This is a genomic window from Micromonospora sp. WMMD712, from assembly GCF_029581295.1.
GTDB lineage: Bacteria > Actinomycetota > Actinomycetes > Mycobacteriales > Micromonosporaceae > Micromonospora > Micromonospora carbonacea.
Genome location: NZ_CP120743.1, coordinates 2106780 through 2121337 on the forward strand (window position 1 = coordinate 2106780; position 14558 = coordinate 2121337).

The following is a 14558-nucleotide window of genomic DNA, read 5'->3' on the forward strand; positions in this document are numbered from 1 at the left end:
TTGCACGCCCGGGCGGCCGGGGCCGCCGGGCGGGGCCGCCGGGCGGGGCGGGCGGGGCGGGTGGCGGGCCGGGGGTAGGGTGGCGGGCCATGGGACGCCCGGTGCTGATCGCGCTCGTCGGCGTCGACGGCTCGGGCAAGACCACCCAGGCGCGGGCGCTGGCGCGACGGCTGACCGCGCGGGGCGTCCCGGCCACGTACTTCGAGAACGCCGGCGGCCGACCGCTGTGGAACAGGCTGGCCCGCTCGGTCGGGCGGCCGGACGGGGTGGCGCTGTTCGGCCGTACCCTCTATCCGGTCGTCGAGGCGACGGTGCGCGCGGCCGCCATGACCCGCGCCCTGCTCTGGTCGTGGGCGACCGGGCGCACGGCGGTGCTGGACCGGTGGACGTACTGCCAGCATGTGATCATGCGGGCCCGGGGCGACCGGGGCCGGCGGGCGGTGCGCGCGGCATACCGGGTGTTCCCCGCGCCGACGGTGGTCTGCTTCCTGGCCGTCGCGCCGGAGGTCGCGCAGCGGCGGGTGCTGGCGCGGGGCATCGACACCGAGGAGCTGACGCACCTGCGCGCGCTGGACGCCGCCTACCGGGCGCTGCCGGAGTTCGGCGGGTTCGTCGTGGTGCCCGGCGACGACGGCCCCGACGAGGTGGCCGCCGCACTGGACCGGGCCGTCACGCCGCTGCTCGGCGGACAGGCCGCGCCGGGCTGACACAGCCACCGGCTCCGGCGCCACGACGACTGTTAAGAAGGGGCCCCTGCTCTACCGAATGCGTTAAGCAGGGGCCCTTCCTTGCGCCTCAGCCGCGCCGGTTGAGCCAGCGCAGCGCGTCCGGCGGCACCGTCTCCGACCGGCTGGGCGGGGACGTCGGCTGCGGGGCGGGGCGGCGCACCTCGCCGGCCAGCTCGCGGCTGGGCGGGGTGAAGTCGCGCACCGGCTGGCCGTCCACGGCGGCGCGGATCGTCCGGGCCACGGCGGCGATGACCTTCGCCTGCACGGCCGAGCCGACCGCGTCGCCCGGGTCGTCGGGGTTGGCGGCGATGCCGGCGACGGCGACCTGCGGGGTGAAGCCGACGAACGTCTCCGTGGCGGCCTGCTCCGAGCTGCCGGTCTTGCCGGCGACGGGACGCCCGACGATCGTGTCCACGGCGGTGGCGGTGCCGCCGTCGCACTGGCCGTAGGTGGTCTGCTGGCCGACGGGGCAGCGGGCCGCGTCGGTGGCCGCGCGGGCCACGTCGGCGTCGAGCACCCGACGGCAGGACGGCTCGCCGACGTCGACCTTGTCGCCGTCGGCGGCGGTCACCGACACCACGGGCAACGGCGTGCAGTACGTCCCCTCGGCGGCCACGGTGGCGTAGGCGTTGGCGAGGTCGAGGGGGGTGGTGGCGGCCACCCCGAGGGTGAACGACCCCCAGTTGGCGGCGTTGTCCCGGGCGAAGGCGGCATCGGCCTCGGCCCGGAAGGTGATGCCGAGGCGCTGGGCCATCTCCACCACCTTCGCCGGGCCGACCTGCTCCGACAGCCACACGAAGTACGTGTTCACCGAGCGGCCGAAGCCGTCCCACATGGTGCGGTAGCCGTCCATCCACTGCGGGTTGGCGTTGGCGGGGCACCACTTCCCGCCGCAGCTGGCCTCGCCCTCGGCGGCGTACCGGGTGGGCAGCCGGCTGGGCGCGTCGAAGCCGGTCGCGAGCTGCCTGCCGTTCTCCAGCGCGGCGAGCATGGTGAACAGCTTGAACGTCGACCCCGCCTGGTACCCGTCGACGCTGCCGCCGCCGGAGATCAGCGGGTTGACGGTGTTGGGGTGGTTGGTCTGCCCGTCGGGGTTGGCGTCGAGGCTGTAGTGCCGGTTGACCGCCATGGCGAGCACCCGGCCGGTGCCGGGCTGCACGGCCGCGATGGGCAGGGCCCGCTTGTCGTCGTACCCGTAGACGGCCGTGGCCTGCTGCTGCGCGGTCTGCTGGAGCTTCGGGTCCAGGGAGGTGACGACGGTGTAGCCGCCCCGGCGCAGCGCCTGCTCCCGCTCGGCGACGGTCTCGCCGAACGCGGGCTGGGTGAGCCACCACTGGCGCAGGTAGTCGCAGAAGAAGCCCCAGTCGTCGTGGCCCTCGGCGACGGCGGTGCAGCCGTTGGGCTGCTGGGTGGGGCGCAGGGTCAACTCCTCGGCCTGCGCGGCGGCGGCCTGCCCGGCGGTGATCTTGCCGGTCGCGGCCATCGCGTCGAGCACGTACGCCCGCCGGGACAGGGCCGCGTCGGCGTCGCCGTCGATCGGGCTGTACGCGTCGGGCGACTGCACCAGGCCGGCGAGCAGGGCCGCCTCGGGCAGGGTCAGCTCGGCCGGGGACTTGGCGAAGTAGCGCTGGCTGGCCGCCGCGATGCCGTACGCGCCGGAGCCGAAGTAGGCGATGTTGAGGTAGCGGTTGAGGATCTCGTCCTTGCTGAGCCGCTGCTCCAGCGCCGTGGCGTAGCGGATCTCCTGGAGCTTGCGCCCGACGGTCTGCTCGGTGGCCGCGGCCCGCTCCTCGGCGGTGCGGTCCGGGTCGGTCTTGAGCACGTTGCGCACGTACTGCATGGTCAGCGTGGAGCCGCCCTGCTCGGTGCCGCCGCCGGTGACGTTGGCGACCAGGGCGCGGGCGATGCCGCGCAGGTCGGTGCCGCCGTGGGAGTAGAAGCGCCGGTCCTCGGCGGCGACGATGGCCTCGCGCATCACCGGGGCGATCTCGGCCAGCGGCACGTCGGTGCGGTTGACGTCGTAGAACGTGGTGATCAGCGTCTTGCCGTCGTTGGCGTACAGGTACGACCGCTGCGGGGTGGTCGGGGTGCGCAGCGCCTCGGGCAGCGCCGCGTAGGACCCGACGGCCGACGTGGCGGCGTAGCCGAGCAGCAGGTTGGCCGGCAGCGCGGCGGCGGCCAGCGCGAGGCCGGCGAGCAGTCCGGCGAGCAGCACGGTGAGCAGCCGCGACAGCGGCGACCGGGGTGGCGGCATGCAGCCAAGGGTTGCCACGAAAGCCGCGATCCGACCACCCCCGGCGGCGGGTTGTCGGCTATTTCACCGGCGGACGCCGGCGTTCTGGGCGCGCATCGCCCCTGCTCGACACCCCTGTCCGACTCCGGCCCGAGCGGCTCGACAGATTGACTTCCGACAATGTTAGCGCTAACAATGAATCGGGTTGCCGGCAGGTGAGCGCGGCAACCTCCCCGAAACGGAAGGGAAGGCCAGATGAGAGCAGCTCCAGGGCCGGCCGGCACGGCACCGGTCAGGCGCGGCGCGACGGCCGTGGCCCTCGCGTTGGTCGCGGCGCTCGCGGGCGCGGCCGGGGCGGGCGCGCCCGCCACCGCAGCCCCGGCGGAGGTCGCCGCGGCGGGCACGACGTCGGCGGAGGCCGCGGACGAGACGCCGACGGCGACCGCCGCGAACCAGGTGGTCACCAGGCCGCCGATGGGCTGGGCGTCGTGGAACACCTTCGCCGCGAAGATCGACTACAACGTGATCAAGACGCAGGTCGACAGCCTCGTCTCCAGCGGCCTCAAGGACGCCGGCTACGAGTACGTCAACATCGACGAGGGCTGGTGGCAGGGCACCCGGGACGCCGCCGGCAACATCACCGTCGACACCACCGAGTGGCCCGGCGGGATGAAGGCCATCGCCGACTACATCCACAGCAAGGGCCTGAAGGCGGGCATCTACACCGACGCCGGCCGCGACGGCTGCGGCTACTACTACCCGACCGGCCGACCGGCCGCCCCCGGCTCCGGCAGCGAGGGGCACTACGACCAGGACTTCCTCGCGTTCTCCCAGTGGGGCTTCGACTTCGTCAAGGTCGACTGGTGCGGCGGCTCCGCCGAGGGGCTCAACCCCCGGACCACCTACCAGGCCATCAGCGACTCCATCGCCCGCGCCACCGCGCAGACCGGCCGCCCGATGGTGCTGTCGGTCTGCAACTGGGGCGTGCAGAGCCCCTGGGACTGGGCGCCCGGCATGTCCACCATGTGGCGCACCAGCGGGGACATCATCTACTACGGCCAGCAGGCGTCCATGGACCGCGTGCTGGCCAACTTCGACTCCGCCCAGCACCCCGCCGCGCAGAGCGTCGGCCACTACAACGACCCGGACATGCTGATCGCCGGCATGCCGGGGTTCAACGCGGCCCAGAACCGCACCCACCTGGCCCTGTGGGCGATCTCGGGCGCCCCGCTGCTCGCCGGCAACAACCTGGCCACCATGTCCGCCGAGACCCGGGCCATCCTCGGCAACCGGGAGGTCATCGCCATCGACCAGGACCCGCTGAGCCGGCAGGGCGTCAAGGTCGCCGAGGACTCCGCCGGGCTCCAGGTCTACAGCAAGGTGCTCGCGACCAGCGGCCAGCGGGCGGTCCTGCTGCTCAACCGCACCGGGTCGGCCGCCACCGTCACGGCCCGCTTCGCCGACCTCGGGCTGGGCGGCACCGCGAGCGTACGCAACGTGTGGACCGCCACCGACCTGGGCTCCCGGACGACCAGCTACGCCACGAGCGTCCCCGCCCGCGAGGCCGTGCTGCTCGTCGTCAGCGGCACCGAGGACACCGGCGGCGGCACCCGCACCGGGGGGCTGGTCGGCCGGCAGTCCGGCCGCTGCCTGGACGTCAACAACTTCGCCACCACCAACGGCACCCAGGCCCAGCTGTGGGACTGCACCGGCGCGAGCAACCAGACCTGGACGTACACCTCCGCCCGGCAGCTCAGGGTCTACGGCAACAAGTGCCTGGACGCGTACAACGCGGGCACCACCAACGGCACGCGGGTGGTGATCTGGGACTGCAACGGCCAGGCCAACCAGCAGTGGACCGTCAACGCCGACGGGACGATCCGGGGCGCGCAGTCCAGCCTGTGCGTCGACGCGTCGGGAGCCGCCACGGCGAACGGCACGAAGATCGTCCTCTGGACGTGCGGCTCCGCCGACAACCAGCGGTGGAGCTGGCGCTAGCCCGGCAGCCGACGACCGGTCAGCCGGCGGCGAGCGGGCCGCCGGCCGACCCGGTGCCGGGGGCCGGGCCGCCCGCCGGGCCGGTCGCGGTCGCGACGCTGGCGCTGGCCGCGTCCCGGGCGATGGCGGCGGGCACGAGCCGGCCGGACCGGTAGCCGATCCCGATCCCCGCGACCAGCACGAAGACCGCCCCGAAGGTCTGCACCGAGCCGACCAGCGCGCCGCCGATGCCCAGCAGCGGTGCGGCGATCATCATCATCGTGCCGTCGCCGAGGCTGAACATGCCCGAGCGGGCCACCGCCCACCCGGTGAGGAACCACCCGACCGTGTAGCAGGTGGCCCCGACCAGGACCAGGGTGCGGGCGGTGGTGCCGAAGACGGGGGCCTGCTCGGCCAGCCCGGCGAAGGGCAGCATGAGCACGGTGCCGGCGATGCTGGCCAGCAGGCCCGCGGCGGCCACCCGGCGGCTGCGGGTGGCGGCGAGCAGCCCGGTCAGGGCCAGCAGGGCCAGCAGGCCGAGCCAGACGGCGGCGACCCAGCCGACGAGGTAGAGCTGCCCCCCGTCGGCCGGGTACGGGTCGTTGCCGACGCCGCCGTCGCTGGCCATCGCGACGGCACCGTAGAGCAGCGCGTACGCCGGCAGGAGCCAGACCGACGCGCGACCGAAGCGGCGCAGCGACCAGGCCCAGGTGGCGTTGGTGGCGGGGGCGGCCGGTCCCGGCTCGGTGACGAACGGCAGCACGCCGAACCCGCCGCCGGTGCGGCGGGTGCCGAGCGGGCCGGCGGGATCGTGCGCGCCGGGCGCCGGCGGCGGGGAGAGGAACTTGTCCAGCGGATCCTTCATGCGACACCTCGCTGCGCTCGTCGGCGGGGCGGGACGCGCCGCGGCGCCCCGGTCCTGGTCACGACCCGTCCTGTCGGACCGATCGTGTCAGGCACCGGAGCGCCGCATGAGGATTATTCGCATTCCCGTCCGGCGGGCGGACGGGCGACGCGAGCGCCGGAGGTCAGCCCCGTTCGCGCTGGTCGGCCGGGTCGGTCAGCAGGCTGGCCGGGGAGACCGGCTCCGGGGCTGGCAGGCCCTGCGGGGCCTTCCCGCCGGTGGCCTGCGCCTCGGCGACGCGTACCTCGTCGTGGATCTGCCGGGCGGCGGCGGCCGCCGCCTGCGCGGCCTCGGCGGCCTCGCGCTCCACGGCGCTCGCCCCGTCGGCGGCCTCCGGTGACGGCGCGTCGCCGACCATCTGGCTCAGCCCGCCCAGCGCGCCGCCCATCCCCTCCAGGGCCTTGGTCAGCTCGGCCGGGACGATCCAGACCTTGTTCGCCGTGCCGTTGGCGATCTGCGGGAGGGCCTGGAGGTATTGGTAGGCGAGCACCTTCTGGCTCGGGTTGGCCTGGTGGATCGCGTCGAAGACCGTGCGGATCGCCTTCGCCTGGCCCTCCGCCTGGAGGATGCGGGCCTGCCGGTCACCGTCGGCGCGCAGGACCGCCGCCTGCTTCTCGCCCTCGGCCGTGAGGATCTGCGACTGCTTGTGCCCCTCGGCGTTCAGGATCGCGGCCCGGCGGTCCCGCTCGGCGCGCATCTGCTTCTCCATCGAGTCGCGGATGCTCGGCGGCGGCTCGATCGCCTTGATCTCCACCCGGGTGACCTTGATGCCCCACCGGCCGGTCGTCTCGTCCAGCACGCCCGACAGGTGCCGGTTGATCTCCTCCCGGCTGGTCAGCGCCCGCTCCAGGTCCAGCGAGCCGATCACGTTACGCAGCGTGGTGACGGTGAGCTGCTCGATGGCCTGGAGGAAGTTCGAGATCTCGTACGTGGCCCGGACCGAGTCGACGACCTTGAAGTAGAGCACCGTGTCGATCGAGACCACCAGGTTGTCGGAGGTGATCACCGGCTGCGGCGGGAAGCTGACCACCTGCTCCCGCATGTCGACCTTGGTGCGCACGGCGTCGATGAACGGCACCAGCAGGTTCAGGCCCGGGTTGAGGGTGCGCTTGTACCGGCCGAGCCGCTCCACCACGTCCTGGCGCTGCTGCGGCACGATCCGCACCGCCTTGATCAGGGTCACCATGGCGATCAACGCCACGGCGATCAACAGCACCGACACAAACTCCATACCCTTCACCCTCTCGCTTCGGGCAGCTCGCCCGAGGTGGAAACGTCGTCATCCCACACCAGGGCCGTCGCGCCCTGGACCTTGATCACCCGTACCCGTCGGCCGGGGGCGAAGCTCTGCGTCGCGTCGTACGACCGGGCGCTCCACAGCTCGCCGTCGATCTTGACGAGGCCCTGCTCGGTGTCGACCTGTTCGAGCACCAGCGCGGTGGAGCCCTCGATCGCCGCCAGGCCGATCGGCTCGACGCCGTCGGACGTGGAGCGGGCGTGCCGGCGGATCGCCGGCCGCGCCACGGCCACCGTGAGCGCGGACACCACCGCGAAGACCACGGCCTGCACGGCGGTCGGGGCGCCCAGGGCCGCCGCGCCCGCGGCGGCGAACGCGCCGACCGCGAACATGATCAGGAACAGCGTCGTCGTGAAGATCTCGGCGACCGCCAACACCACGCCCAGTACGACCCAGAACACCGCGTCCACCCCCCAAGGGTGACACGTCAAAGCACGCGCGGCCCGTCGGCAAGATCAGTAGGCTCGGCGGGACCACCCCCGCGAGGCCCCGGCGGAACCACCCCGAGAGCTGGAGGAACACGTGTCGCTGCCACCGGAGACCGCCCGCCGCGTCGACGCCCGGGTCGCCCGCGCCCAGTCCGAGGGGCGCGCCCCCTCGCTCGTGCTCGGCGTGGTGCGCGACGGCGAACTGGCCCACCTCGCCGCCGCCGGGGAGCGGCCCCGCCCCGACGCCGACCGGCAGTACCGGCTCGGCTCGATCACCAAGACCATGACCGCCGTGCTGATCATGCAGCAGCGCGACGCCGGCGCGCTCGCCCTCGACGACCCCCTGGAGCGGCACCTGCCGGGCACCGGCGTCGGCCGGCTCACCCTGCGCCAGCTCCTCGGCCACGCCAGCGGCCTGCAACGCGAGCCCGACGGGGCATGGTGGGAACGGGTCGACGTCGGCGACCTGGCGACCGTGCTGGCCGGGGTGGACGGGCACAAGATCGCGTACCCGCCGCACCGGGTCTACCACTACTCCAACCTGGCGTACGGGCTGCTCGGCGGCGCGCTGGAGGCGGTCACCGGCACGCCCTGGCGCGACCTGCTGCGGGCGCGGCTGCTGGAGCCGCTGGGCATGACCCGCACCAGCTACGACCCCGTCGAGCCGTTCGCCCGGGGGTACGTGGTGCACCCGTGGCACGACACGCTGCGCGAGGAGCCGCGTACCGACACCGGGGCGATGGCGCCGGCCGGGCAGCTCTGGTCCACCGTCACCGACCTCGGCCGCTGGGCGGCGTTCCTGGCCGACCCCGACCCGGCGCTGCTGCACCCGGACACGCTGACCGAGATGTGCGCGACGGTGACGATGAGCGACCCGCAGGGCTGGACCAGCGGGCACGGCCTCGGGCTGGAGCTGTACCGGGTGGGCGAGCGGGTGCACGTCGGGCACGGCGGCTCCATGCCCGGCTACGTCGCCACGCTCGCCGTGCACCGGCCCGCCCGCACCGCCGTGGTCGGCTTCGCCAACTCGTACGGGCTGCGCGTCGGCCACCTCGGCGCGCTCGCCCGGGAGGTGCTGACCACCGTGCTGGACGCGCTGCCGGAGCCCGTCGCGCCGTGGCTGCCGGCCGACGCCCCGCCCCCGGCCGACGTGGCGGAGCTGACCGGCCGCTGGTGGTGGATGGGCGGGGAGTTCGAGTTCCGCGCCGACCCGGCCACCGGCGACCTGTGGGCCAGCCCGCCGGAGAACGAGCCGGTGCTGCGGTTCACCCCGGAGGGGCCGGACCGCTGGCGGGGCCGCTCGGGCGAGCAGGACGGCGAGCTGCTCACCGTGGTCCGCGACGACGCGGGCCGGCCGGTCGCCCTCGACGTGGCCACGTTCCTGCTCACCCGCACCCCCGACGAGGAGCCCTGACCCGGCGCACCGGCCCGGGCCCGCCCCGGCCGACGGGCGGGCTCAGGCCGAGGGGCGGGCTCAGGCCGAAGGGCGGGCTCAGGCCGAAGGGCGGGCTCAGGCCGAAGGGCCGGTGGCCTTGGCCTCAGGCCGACGGTTCGGTGACGAAGTCGATCAGGCGTTCCATCGCGTTGATCAGCGGGGTCTCCACGTCGGCGAAGCTGTCCACCCGGGACAGGACGCGCCGCCACATCTCGGCCGGCGACGCCACCCCGAGGGCGGCGCAGACGCCCTCCTTCCACGGCCGCCCCGGCGGCACCACCGGCCACGCCGCGATGCCCAGCGCGGCCGGCTTCACCGCCTGCCACACGTCGACGTAGGGGTGCCCGGTGACCAGCACGTGCGCAGACGTCACCCGGGCCACGATCCGGCTCTCCTTGGAGCCGGGCACCAGGTGGTCGACGAGCACCCCGAGCCGCCGGGTCGGCCCCGGCCCGAAGTCGCGGACCCGCGACTCCAGGTCGTCGATGCCGTCCAGCGGCTCCACCACCACGCCCTCGATCCGCAGGTCGTCGCCCCAGATCCGCTCCACCAGGGCGGCGTCGTGCACGCCCTCGACCCAGATCCGGCTGGCCTTGGCGACCTGCGCCCGCACGCCGGCCACGGCGATCGAGCCCGACGCGGTGCGCCGCCGGGCGGCCGGCACCGGCGACCGGGCCGGGCGGCGCAGCGTCACCGGCTGCCCGTCGAGCAGGAACGCGGCCGGCAGCAGCGGGAAGTTGCGCCGCCGGCCGTGCCGGTCCTCCAGCACCACCGCGCCGGACTCGAAGCCGACGACCGCGCCGCAGAACCCGGAGTCGGCGTCCTCGACCACGAGGTCGGCCTCCGCGTCCACCTCGGGGACGACCCTGCGCCGCCGCCAGTCGCCCGCCAACACGTCCTCGCCGTAGCGCCCCACCATGCCCGCCACGCTAGCCCCCGCCGCGCCCGGCCGCGCGGCAGCCGCGCCGATCATGCAGCGGGGCGCGCCGACCATGGCGGTGGGCAGCGGAACCGGACGGACCCGACGGCGGCGGGACGGGTCGGGCGGTAGCGGGTAGGCGGGGGCAGCCGACGCCGGGCGAGCGGCAGTCGAGACACGGACGGCGCACACCACGTACCCTCTCTTGCATGTCCCTCCCCGCAACGGGCGCGGTCACGGTCGCGCCGCGCCGGTCGAGCCGGTTCGTTGCCTGGATACGCGCGTGGCGCGCCGGGCTCGTGCCGTACGACGAGGTCGCCGAGGAGATCGCCGGCGACGAGGAGCACCTCGTCGCCGACGCCCCCGGCACCTGGACCGACGTCCCGCTGCGCGACGCGCTGCCCGCCCTGGCGAAGCTCTCGCCGGACGAGATCCGGCTGGTGCTGCCCGTGCCGGGCGATCCCCGGGGGCTGCCCGGGCCGGGGGAGTTCAGCGGCGCCGCGCTGCTCGCCGGCGAGGCGGTCGTCGCCGGGCCGATCGGGGTGATCCCGGAGGTCCGCACGCACACCTCCGGCTCGGGGATGACGTGGGAGACGGTGCTGTGGCGGTGCTATCCGCTGCCCGCCGACGCCCCCGCCGCCTCGCTCGGCTCGCCCGGCGCCGCCGAGGCCGAGGCCGAGCTGGCCACCGCGCTCGCCGAGACCACCGCCGCGCTGACCCGGCTCGACGTCGCCCAGTGGCGGCCCGAGCTGGCCGGGGCGCTGGAGGCGCTGCGCCGCCCCGACGGCACCACCGACCTGCCGCCGGGCTTCGATCCGCGGGCGCGCCGACTGTTCGCCCGCGCCGCCGTGCTCGACCGGGTGCTGGCGCTGGCCGGGCACAGCGCGCCCGGCGGCGCGGTCAACAACCACGAGGCCCAGCAGCGCGACGCGGCGCTGCGCCCGCTCACCACCGCCTGCCGGCAGGCCCTCGTCGCCGCCTGCAACGCCCCGCTGCGCCCCTGACCGTCGGGCCCCCGGGTGGGGTCAGATCTCGTCCATCAGGTCCGCCACCGAGCCGACGATCCGCGACGGCCGGTACGGGTACCGCTCGGCCTCCGTGCGGGTGCTGATCCCGGTCAGCACGAGGATCGTCTCCAGCCCCGCCTCCAGGCCGCACAGGACGTCGGTGTCCATCCGGTCGCCGATCATCGCGGTCGACTCGGAGTGGGCGTTGATGGTGTTCAGCGCCGACCGCATCATCATCGGGTTCGGCTTGCCGACGAAGTACGGCTCGACCCCGGTCGCCTTCGAGATCATCGCCGCGACCGAGCCGGCCGCCGGCAGCGCCCCCTCCACCGACGGGCCGGTCACGTCCGGGTTGGTGCAGATGAACCGGGCCCCGTCGTTGATCAGGCGGACCGCCTTGGTGATCGCCTCGAAGCTGTACGTGCGGGTCTCCCCCAGCACCACGTAGTCCGGGGCGAAGTCGGTCAGCACGTACCCGACGGCGTGCAGGGCGGTGGTCAGCCCGGCCTCCCCGATCGCGTACGCGGTGCCGCCCGGCCGCTGGTCGGCGAGGAACTGGGCGGTGGCCAGCGCCGCCGTCCACAGCGCGTGCTCGGGCACCTCGAAGCCCATCCGGGTCAGCCGGGCCTGGAGGTCGCGCGGCGTGTAGATCGAGTTGTTGGTCAGGATCAGGAACGGCTTGCCGGAGGAGCGCAGCTTGTTGATGAACTCCGGTGCGCCGGGCACCGGCTGGCCCTCGTGCACCAGCACGCCGTCCATGTCTGTCAGCCAGCTCTGCACCGGCTTGCGTTCGTGCATCTCGTCGTCCCAGGGGGTGTGTCGGGTGGCGGGGCAGGACCGGGCGGACCCGGGGGTCAGGGGCGGCGCGCCGGCACGCAGCACACCGTGGGGCAGGTGTCCCACAGCGGCAGCGCGCCGAGGCGGCGGCGCAGCCGCTCGCCGCCGGGCTCCGTGCGCTCGGCGACCAGCTCGCGCACCATCGCCACGAAGCGCGGGTCGGTGCCCGGGGTGCCGGCCCGGGCGAACTCCAGCCCGAGCCGCTTGGCGGTCTCCAGCGCCTCGGTGTCGAGGTCCCAGACCACCTCCAGGTGGTCCGAGACGAACCCGACCGGGCTCACCACCACGCCGGTCGTCCCGGCCTCGGCGAGGGCGGCGAGGTGGTCGTTGACGTCCGGCTCCAGCCACGGCACGTGCGGCGGGCCCGACCGGCTCTGCCACACCAGGTCGTACGGCAGGTCGGGCGCGGCGGACGCGTGCACCAGGCGGGCGGTCTCGGCGAGCTGCGCCTCGTACCGGCCGCCGTGCGGGCCGGCGTTCGCGGCCGCCGCGGTGGGGATCGAGTGGGCGGTGAACACCAGCCGGGTGGTGGCCCGCTTCGCCGGGTCGAGCTGGCCCAGCGCCGCGCGCACCGCGTCGGCGTGCGGCTCGACGAAGCCGGGATGGTCCCAGAACTGGCGCAGCTTCTCGATCACCGGGGCGTCGGGGCCGACGGCGGCCCGGGCGGCGGCGATGTCCTCCTGGTATTGCCGGCAGGACGAGTAGCCGCCGTACGCGCTGGTCACGAACGCCAGGGCCCGGGTGACGCCGTCGTCGCGCATCCGCGCCACGGTGTCGGCGAGCATCGGGTCCCAGTTGCGGTTGCCCCAGTAGACGGGCAGGTCGACGCCGTGCGCGGCGAAGTCCGCCCGGATCGCCGCGAGCAGGTCGCGGCACTGCTGGTTGATCGGGGAGACCCCGCCGAAGTGCAGGTAGTGCTCGGCGACCTCCGCCAGCCGCTCCGGGGGCACGCCGCGCCCCCGCGTCACGTTCTGGAGGAAGGGCAGCACGTCCTCGGGCCGCTCGGGGCCACCGAAGGAGACCAGCACCAACGCGTCGTACGCCATGGGCCCATTCTTCCCCGCGCCCGGCGACGGCCCTGCGACGCCCCCTGGTCCCGGCGGTAAGGTCCCCCGGTCTCCGGCGTTAAGAAGGGACCCCTGCTATACCGAATGCGTTAACAGGGGGCCCTTCCTTCGCCTCAGGCGGCGCCGAGGGCGTGGTAGCCGCCGTCGACGTGGACGATCTCGCCGGTGGTCGCCGGGAACCAGTCCGACAGCAGGGCCAGGCAGGCGCGCGCCGCCGGCGCCTGGTCGGTGAGGTCCCAGCCCAGCGGCGCCCGGTCGGACCAGGCGTCCTCGAACTGCACGAAGCCGGGGATCGACTTCGCGGCCATGGTGCGCAGCGGCCCGGCGGCGACCAGGTTGCTGCGGATGCCCTGCTTGCCCAGGTGCAGCGCCAGGTAGCGCGACGCCGACTCCAGCCCGGCCTTGGCCACGCCCATCCAGTCGTAGACCGGCCACGCCTTGGTGGCGTCGAAGGTGAGCCCGACCACCGCGCCGCCCGGCGACATCAGCGGCAGCGCTGCCATGGCCAGCGACTTGTAGGAGTACGTCGAGACGTGCAGGGCGGTGGCCACGTCCTCCCACGGCGCGTCGAGGAAGCCGCCGCCGAGACAGCTCTGCGGCGCGAACCCGATCGAGTGCACCACGCCGTCGAGGCCGTCGACGTGCTCCCGGACCTTGTCGGCGAGGCCGGCGAGGTGCTCGGGATTGGTCACGTCCAGCTCGATCACCGGGGCCGGCTCGGGCAGCCGCCGGGCGATCCGCTCGACCAGGGAGAGCCGGCCGAAGCCGGTGAGCACGACCTGCGCGCCGTTCTCCTGGGCGATCTTCGCCACGGAGAAGGCGATCGAGGCGTCGGTGATGACGCCGGTGACCAGCAGCCGCTTACCGGCCAGCAGTCCGGACATGTGCGAGTTCCTCCGTTGGGATTCGTGCGCTGGGCGCGGTGGCGGCGTCGCCGACCCGGGCGGGACCGGTCAGTGGCCCATGCCGAGGCCGCCGTCGACCGGGATCACGGCGCCGGTGACGTAGCCGGCGGCGTCCGAGGCCAGCCAGGTGACCACCGCGGCCACCTCGTCGGGCGCGGCGAGCCGGCCGGCCGGGATGGCCTTCACGTACTCCGCCCGGCGCTCCTCGGGCAGGGCGGCGGTCATGTCGGTGTCGATGAAGCCGGGCGCGACGACGTTGGCGGTGATGTTGCGCCCGCCCAGCTCCCGGGTGATCGAGCGGGCCACGCCGACCAGGCCGGCCTTGCTCGCCGCGTAGTTGACCTGCCCGGGGCCGCCGTAGAGGCCGACGACCGAGGAGATGAAGATCATGCGGCCCCAGCGCGCCCGCAGCATCTTCTTGGACGCCCGGCTGGCGCAGCGGAACGCGCCGGTGAGGTTGGTGTCGAGCACCCGGGTGAACTGCTCCTCCGACATCCGCATGATCAGCGTGTCGTCGGTGATGCCCGCGTTGGCGACCAGCACCTCCACCGGGCCCAGCTCGGCCTCGACGGCGGTGAAGGCCGCGTCGACGGAGGCGGAGTCGGTCACGTCGCAGACCACGCCGAACAGCCCCTCGGGCGCGTCGCCGCTACGGTGCGTGATCGCCACCCGGTCACCCTGCTTGGCGAACGCCTGCGCGATGGCCAGGCCGATCCCCCGGTTGCCGCCGGTCACCAGCACGGTACGGGCCACGGGTCCCCCTCTTTGCTCAGCTGATCCACGTCGGTCCGGAGCCTAGGCGTTACCGGCAGGTAAGCGCT

General features: G+C 74.5%; 13 protein-coding genes. 4 read left to right on the forward strand and 9 right to left on the reverse strand.

Annotation, left to right across the window (positions count from 1 at the left end; genetic code table 11):
- The first annotated feature begins 89 nt into the window (after positions 1-89).
- Positions 90-707, forward strand: a complete 618-nt coding sequence (locus O7633_RS08685; protein WP_282327257.1) for a thymidylate kinase — start codon at positions 90-92, stop codon at positions 705-707.
- 88 nt (positions 708-795) lie between these two features.
- On the opposite strand, the gene O7633_RS08690 is transcribed toward O7633_RS08685, so the two are convergent.
- Entirely contained in the window at positions 796-2982 is a 2187-nt protein-coding gene (locus O7633_RS08690; protein ID WP_282327259.1) for a transglycosylase domain-containing protein, read from the reverse strand.
- 234 nt (positions 2983-3216) lie between these two features.
- Between O7633_RS08690 and O7633_RS08695 the strand changes: the two genes are divergently transcribed.
- Positions 3217-4959, forward strand: a complete 1743-nt coding sequence (locus tag O7633_RS08695; protein ID WP_282327260.1) for a ricin-type beta-trefoil lectin domain protein — start codon at positions 3217-3219, stop codon at positions 4957-4959.
- Positions 4960-4978: 19 nt separating this feature from the next.
- On the opposite strand, the gene O7633_RS08700 is transcribed toward O7633_RS08695, so the two are convergent.
- The 3 genes from O7633_RS08700 to O7633_RS08710 all read right to left on the reverse strand — a co-directional run bounded on the left by O7633_RS08700 (position 4979) and on the right by O7633_RS08710 (position 7549).
- The gene (locus O7633_RS08700; RefSeq protein ID WP_282327261.1) at positions 4979-5803 is read right to left on the reverse strand and encodes a hypothetical protein; all 825 of its coding nucleotides are present in this window, start codon (positions 5801-5803) and stop codon (positions 4979-4981) included.
- Positions 5804-5966: 163 nt separating this feature from the next.
- Positions 5967-7073, reverse strand: a complete 1107-nt coding sequence (locus tag O7633_RS08705; RefSeq protein ID WP_282327263.1) for an SPFH domain-containing protein — start codon at positions 7071-7073, stop codon at positions 5967-5969.
- A 5-nt stretch (positions 7074-7078) separates the two neighbouring features.
- Complete coding sequence (locus tag O7633_RS08710; RefSeq protein ID WP_178065711.1) at positions 7079-7549, reverse strand: NfeD family protein; 471 nt, start codon at positions 7547-7549, stop codon at positions 7079-7081.
- Positions 7550-7661: 112 nt separating this feature from the next.
- Between O7633_RS08710 and O7633_RS08715 the strand changes: the two genes are divergently transcribed.
- On the forward strand, positions 7662-8981 hold the full coding sequence (locus O7633_RS08715; RefSeq protein ID WP_282327266.1) for a serine hydrolase domain-containing protein: 1320 nt from the start codon (positions 7662-7664) through the stop codon (positions 8979-8981).
- Positions 8982-9105: 124 nt separating this feature from the next.
- Here O7633_RS08715 and O7633_RS08720 read toward each other — a convergent pair whose 3' ends face one another.
- Positions 9106-9921, reverse strand: coding sequence for a DUF3097 domain-containing protein (locus O7633_RS08720; protein ID WP_282327268.1), 816 nt, complete (start codon positions 9919-9921; stop codon positions 9106-9108).
- Positions 9922-10130: 209 nt separating this feature from the next.
- On the opposite strand from O7633_RS08720, the gene O7633_RS08725 reads away from it, so the two are divergent.
- Positions 10131-10925 (forward strand): hypothetical protein, encoded by a 795-nt coding sequence (locus O7633_RS08725; RefSeq protein WP_278127878.1) that lies wholly within the window; start codon positions 10131-10133, stop codon positions 10923-10925.
- A 21-nt stretch (positions 10926-10946) separates the two neighbouring features.
- Here O7633_RS08725 and O7633_RS08730 read toward each other — a convergent pair whose 3' ends face one another.
- The 4 genes from O7633_RS08730 to O7633_RS08745 all read right to left on the reverse strand — a co-directional run bounded on the left by O7633_RS08730 (position 10947) and on the right by O7633_RS08745 (position 14490).
- On the reverse strand, positions 10947-11831 hold the full coding sequence (locus O7633_RS08730; protein ID WP_278127880.1) for an HAD-IIA family hydrolase: 885 nt from the start codon (positions 11829-11831) through the stop codon (positions 10947-10949).
- The gene (locus O7633_RS08735; RefSeq protein ID WP_178065715.1) at positions 11783-12811 is read right to left on the reverse strand and encodes a ferrochelatase; all 1029 of its coding nucleotides are present in this window, start codon (positions 12809-12811) and stop codon (positions 11783-11785) included. The genes O7633_RS08730 and O7633_RS08735 overlap by 49 nt, the downstream gene beginning before the upstream one ends.
- Before the next feature lie 134 nt (positions 12812-12945).
- Positions 12946-13716: an enoyl-ACP reductase FabI gene (fabI, locus tag O7633_RS08740; protein ID WP_278127883.1), complete on the reverse strand. Its 771-nt coding sequence runs from the start codon at positions 13714-13716 to the stop codon at positions 12946-12948.
- 69 nt (positions 13717-13785) lie between these two features.
- Positions 13786-14490 carry a beta-ketoacyl-ACP reductase gene (locus tag O7633_RS08745; protein WP_282327274.1) on the reverse strand — a complete coding sequence of 235 codons (705 nt, stop codon included), beginning with the start codon at positions 14488-14490 and terminating at the stop codon, positions 13786-13788.
- Positions 14491-14558: the final 68 nt, after the last annotated feature.

Bases quoted from the DNA above. Each gene is read 5' to 3' on its own strand.
- O7633_RS08685 (WP_282327257.1), top strand. From the start codon at position 90: ATGGGACGCCCGGTGCTGATCGCGCTCGTCGGCGTCGACGGCTCGGGC.
- O7633_RS08690 (WP_282327259.1), bottom strand. From the start codon at position 2,982: ATGCCGCCACCCCGGTCGCCGCTGTCGCGGCTGCTCACCGTGCTGCTC.
- O7633_RS08695 (WP_282327260.1), top strand. From the start codon at position 3,217: ATGAGAGCAGCTCCAGGGCCGGCCGGCACGGCACCGGTCAGGCGCGGC.
- O7633_RS08700 (WP_282327261.1), bottom strand. From the start codon at position 5,803: ATGAAGGATCCGCTGGACAAGTTCCTCTCCCCGCCGCCGGCGCCCGGC.
- O7633_RS08705 (WP_282327263.1), bottom strand. From the start codon at position 7,073: ATGGAGTTTGTGTCGGTGCTGTTGATCGCCGTGGCGTTGATCGCCATG.
- O7633_RS08720 (WP_282327268.1), bottom strand. From the start codon at position 9,921: ATGGTGGGGCGCTACGGCGAGGACGTGTTGGCGGGCGACTGGCGGCGG.
- O7633_RS08725 (WP_278127878.1), top strand. From the start codon at position 10,131: ATGTCCCTCCCCGCAACGGGCGCGGTCACGGTCGCGCCGCGCCGGTCG.
- O7633_RS08735 (WP_178065715.1), bottom strand. From the start codon at position 12,811: ATGGCGTACGACGCGTTGGTGCTGGTCTCCTTCGGTGGCCCCGAGCGG.
- fabI (WP_278127883.1), bottom strand. From the start codon at position 13,716: ATGTCCGGACTGCTGGCCGGTAAGCGGCTGCTGGTCACCGGCGTCATC.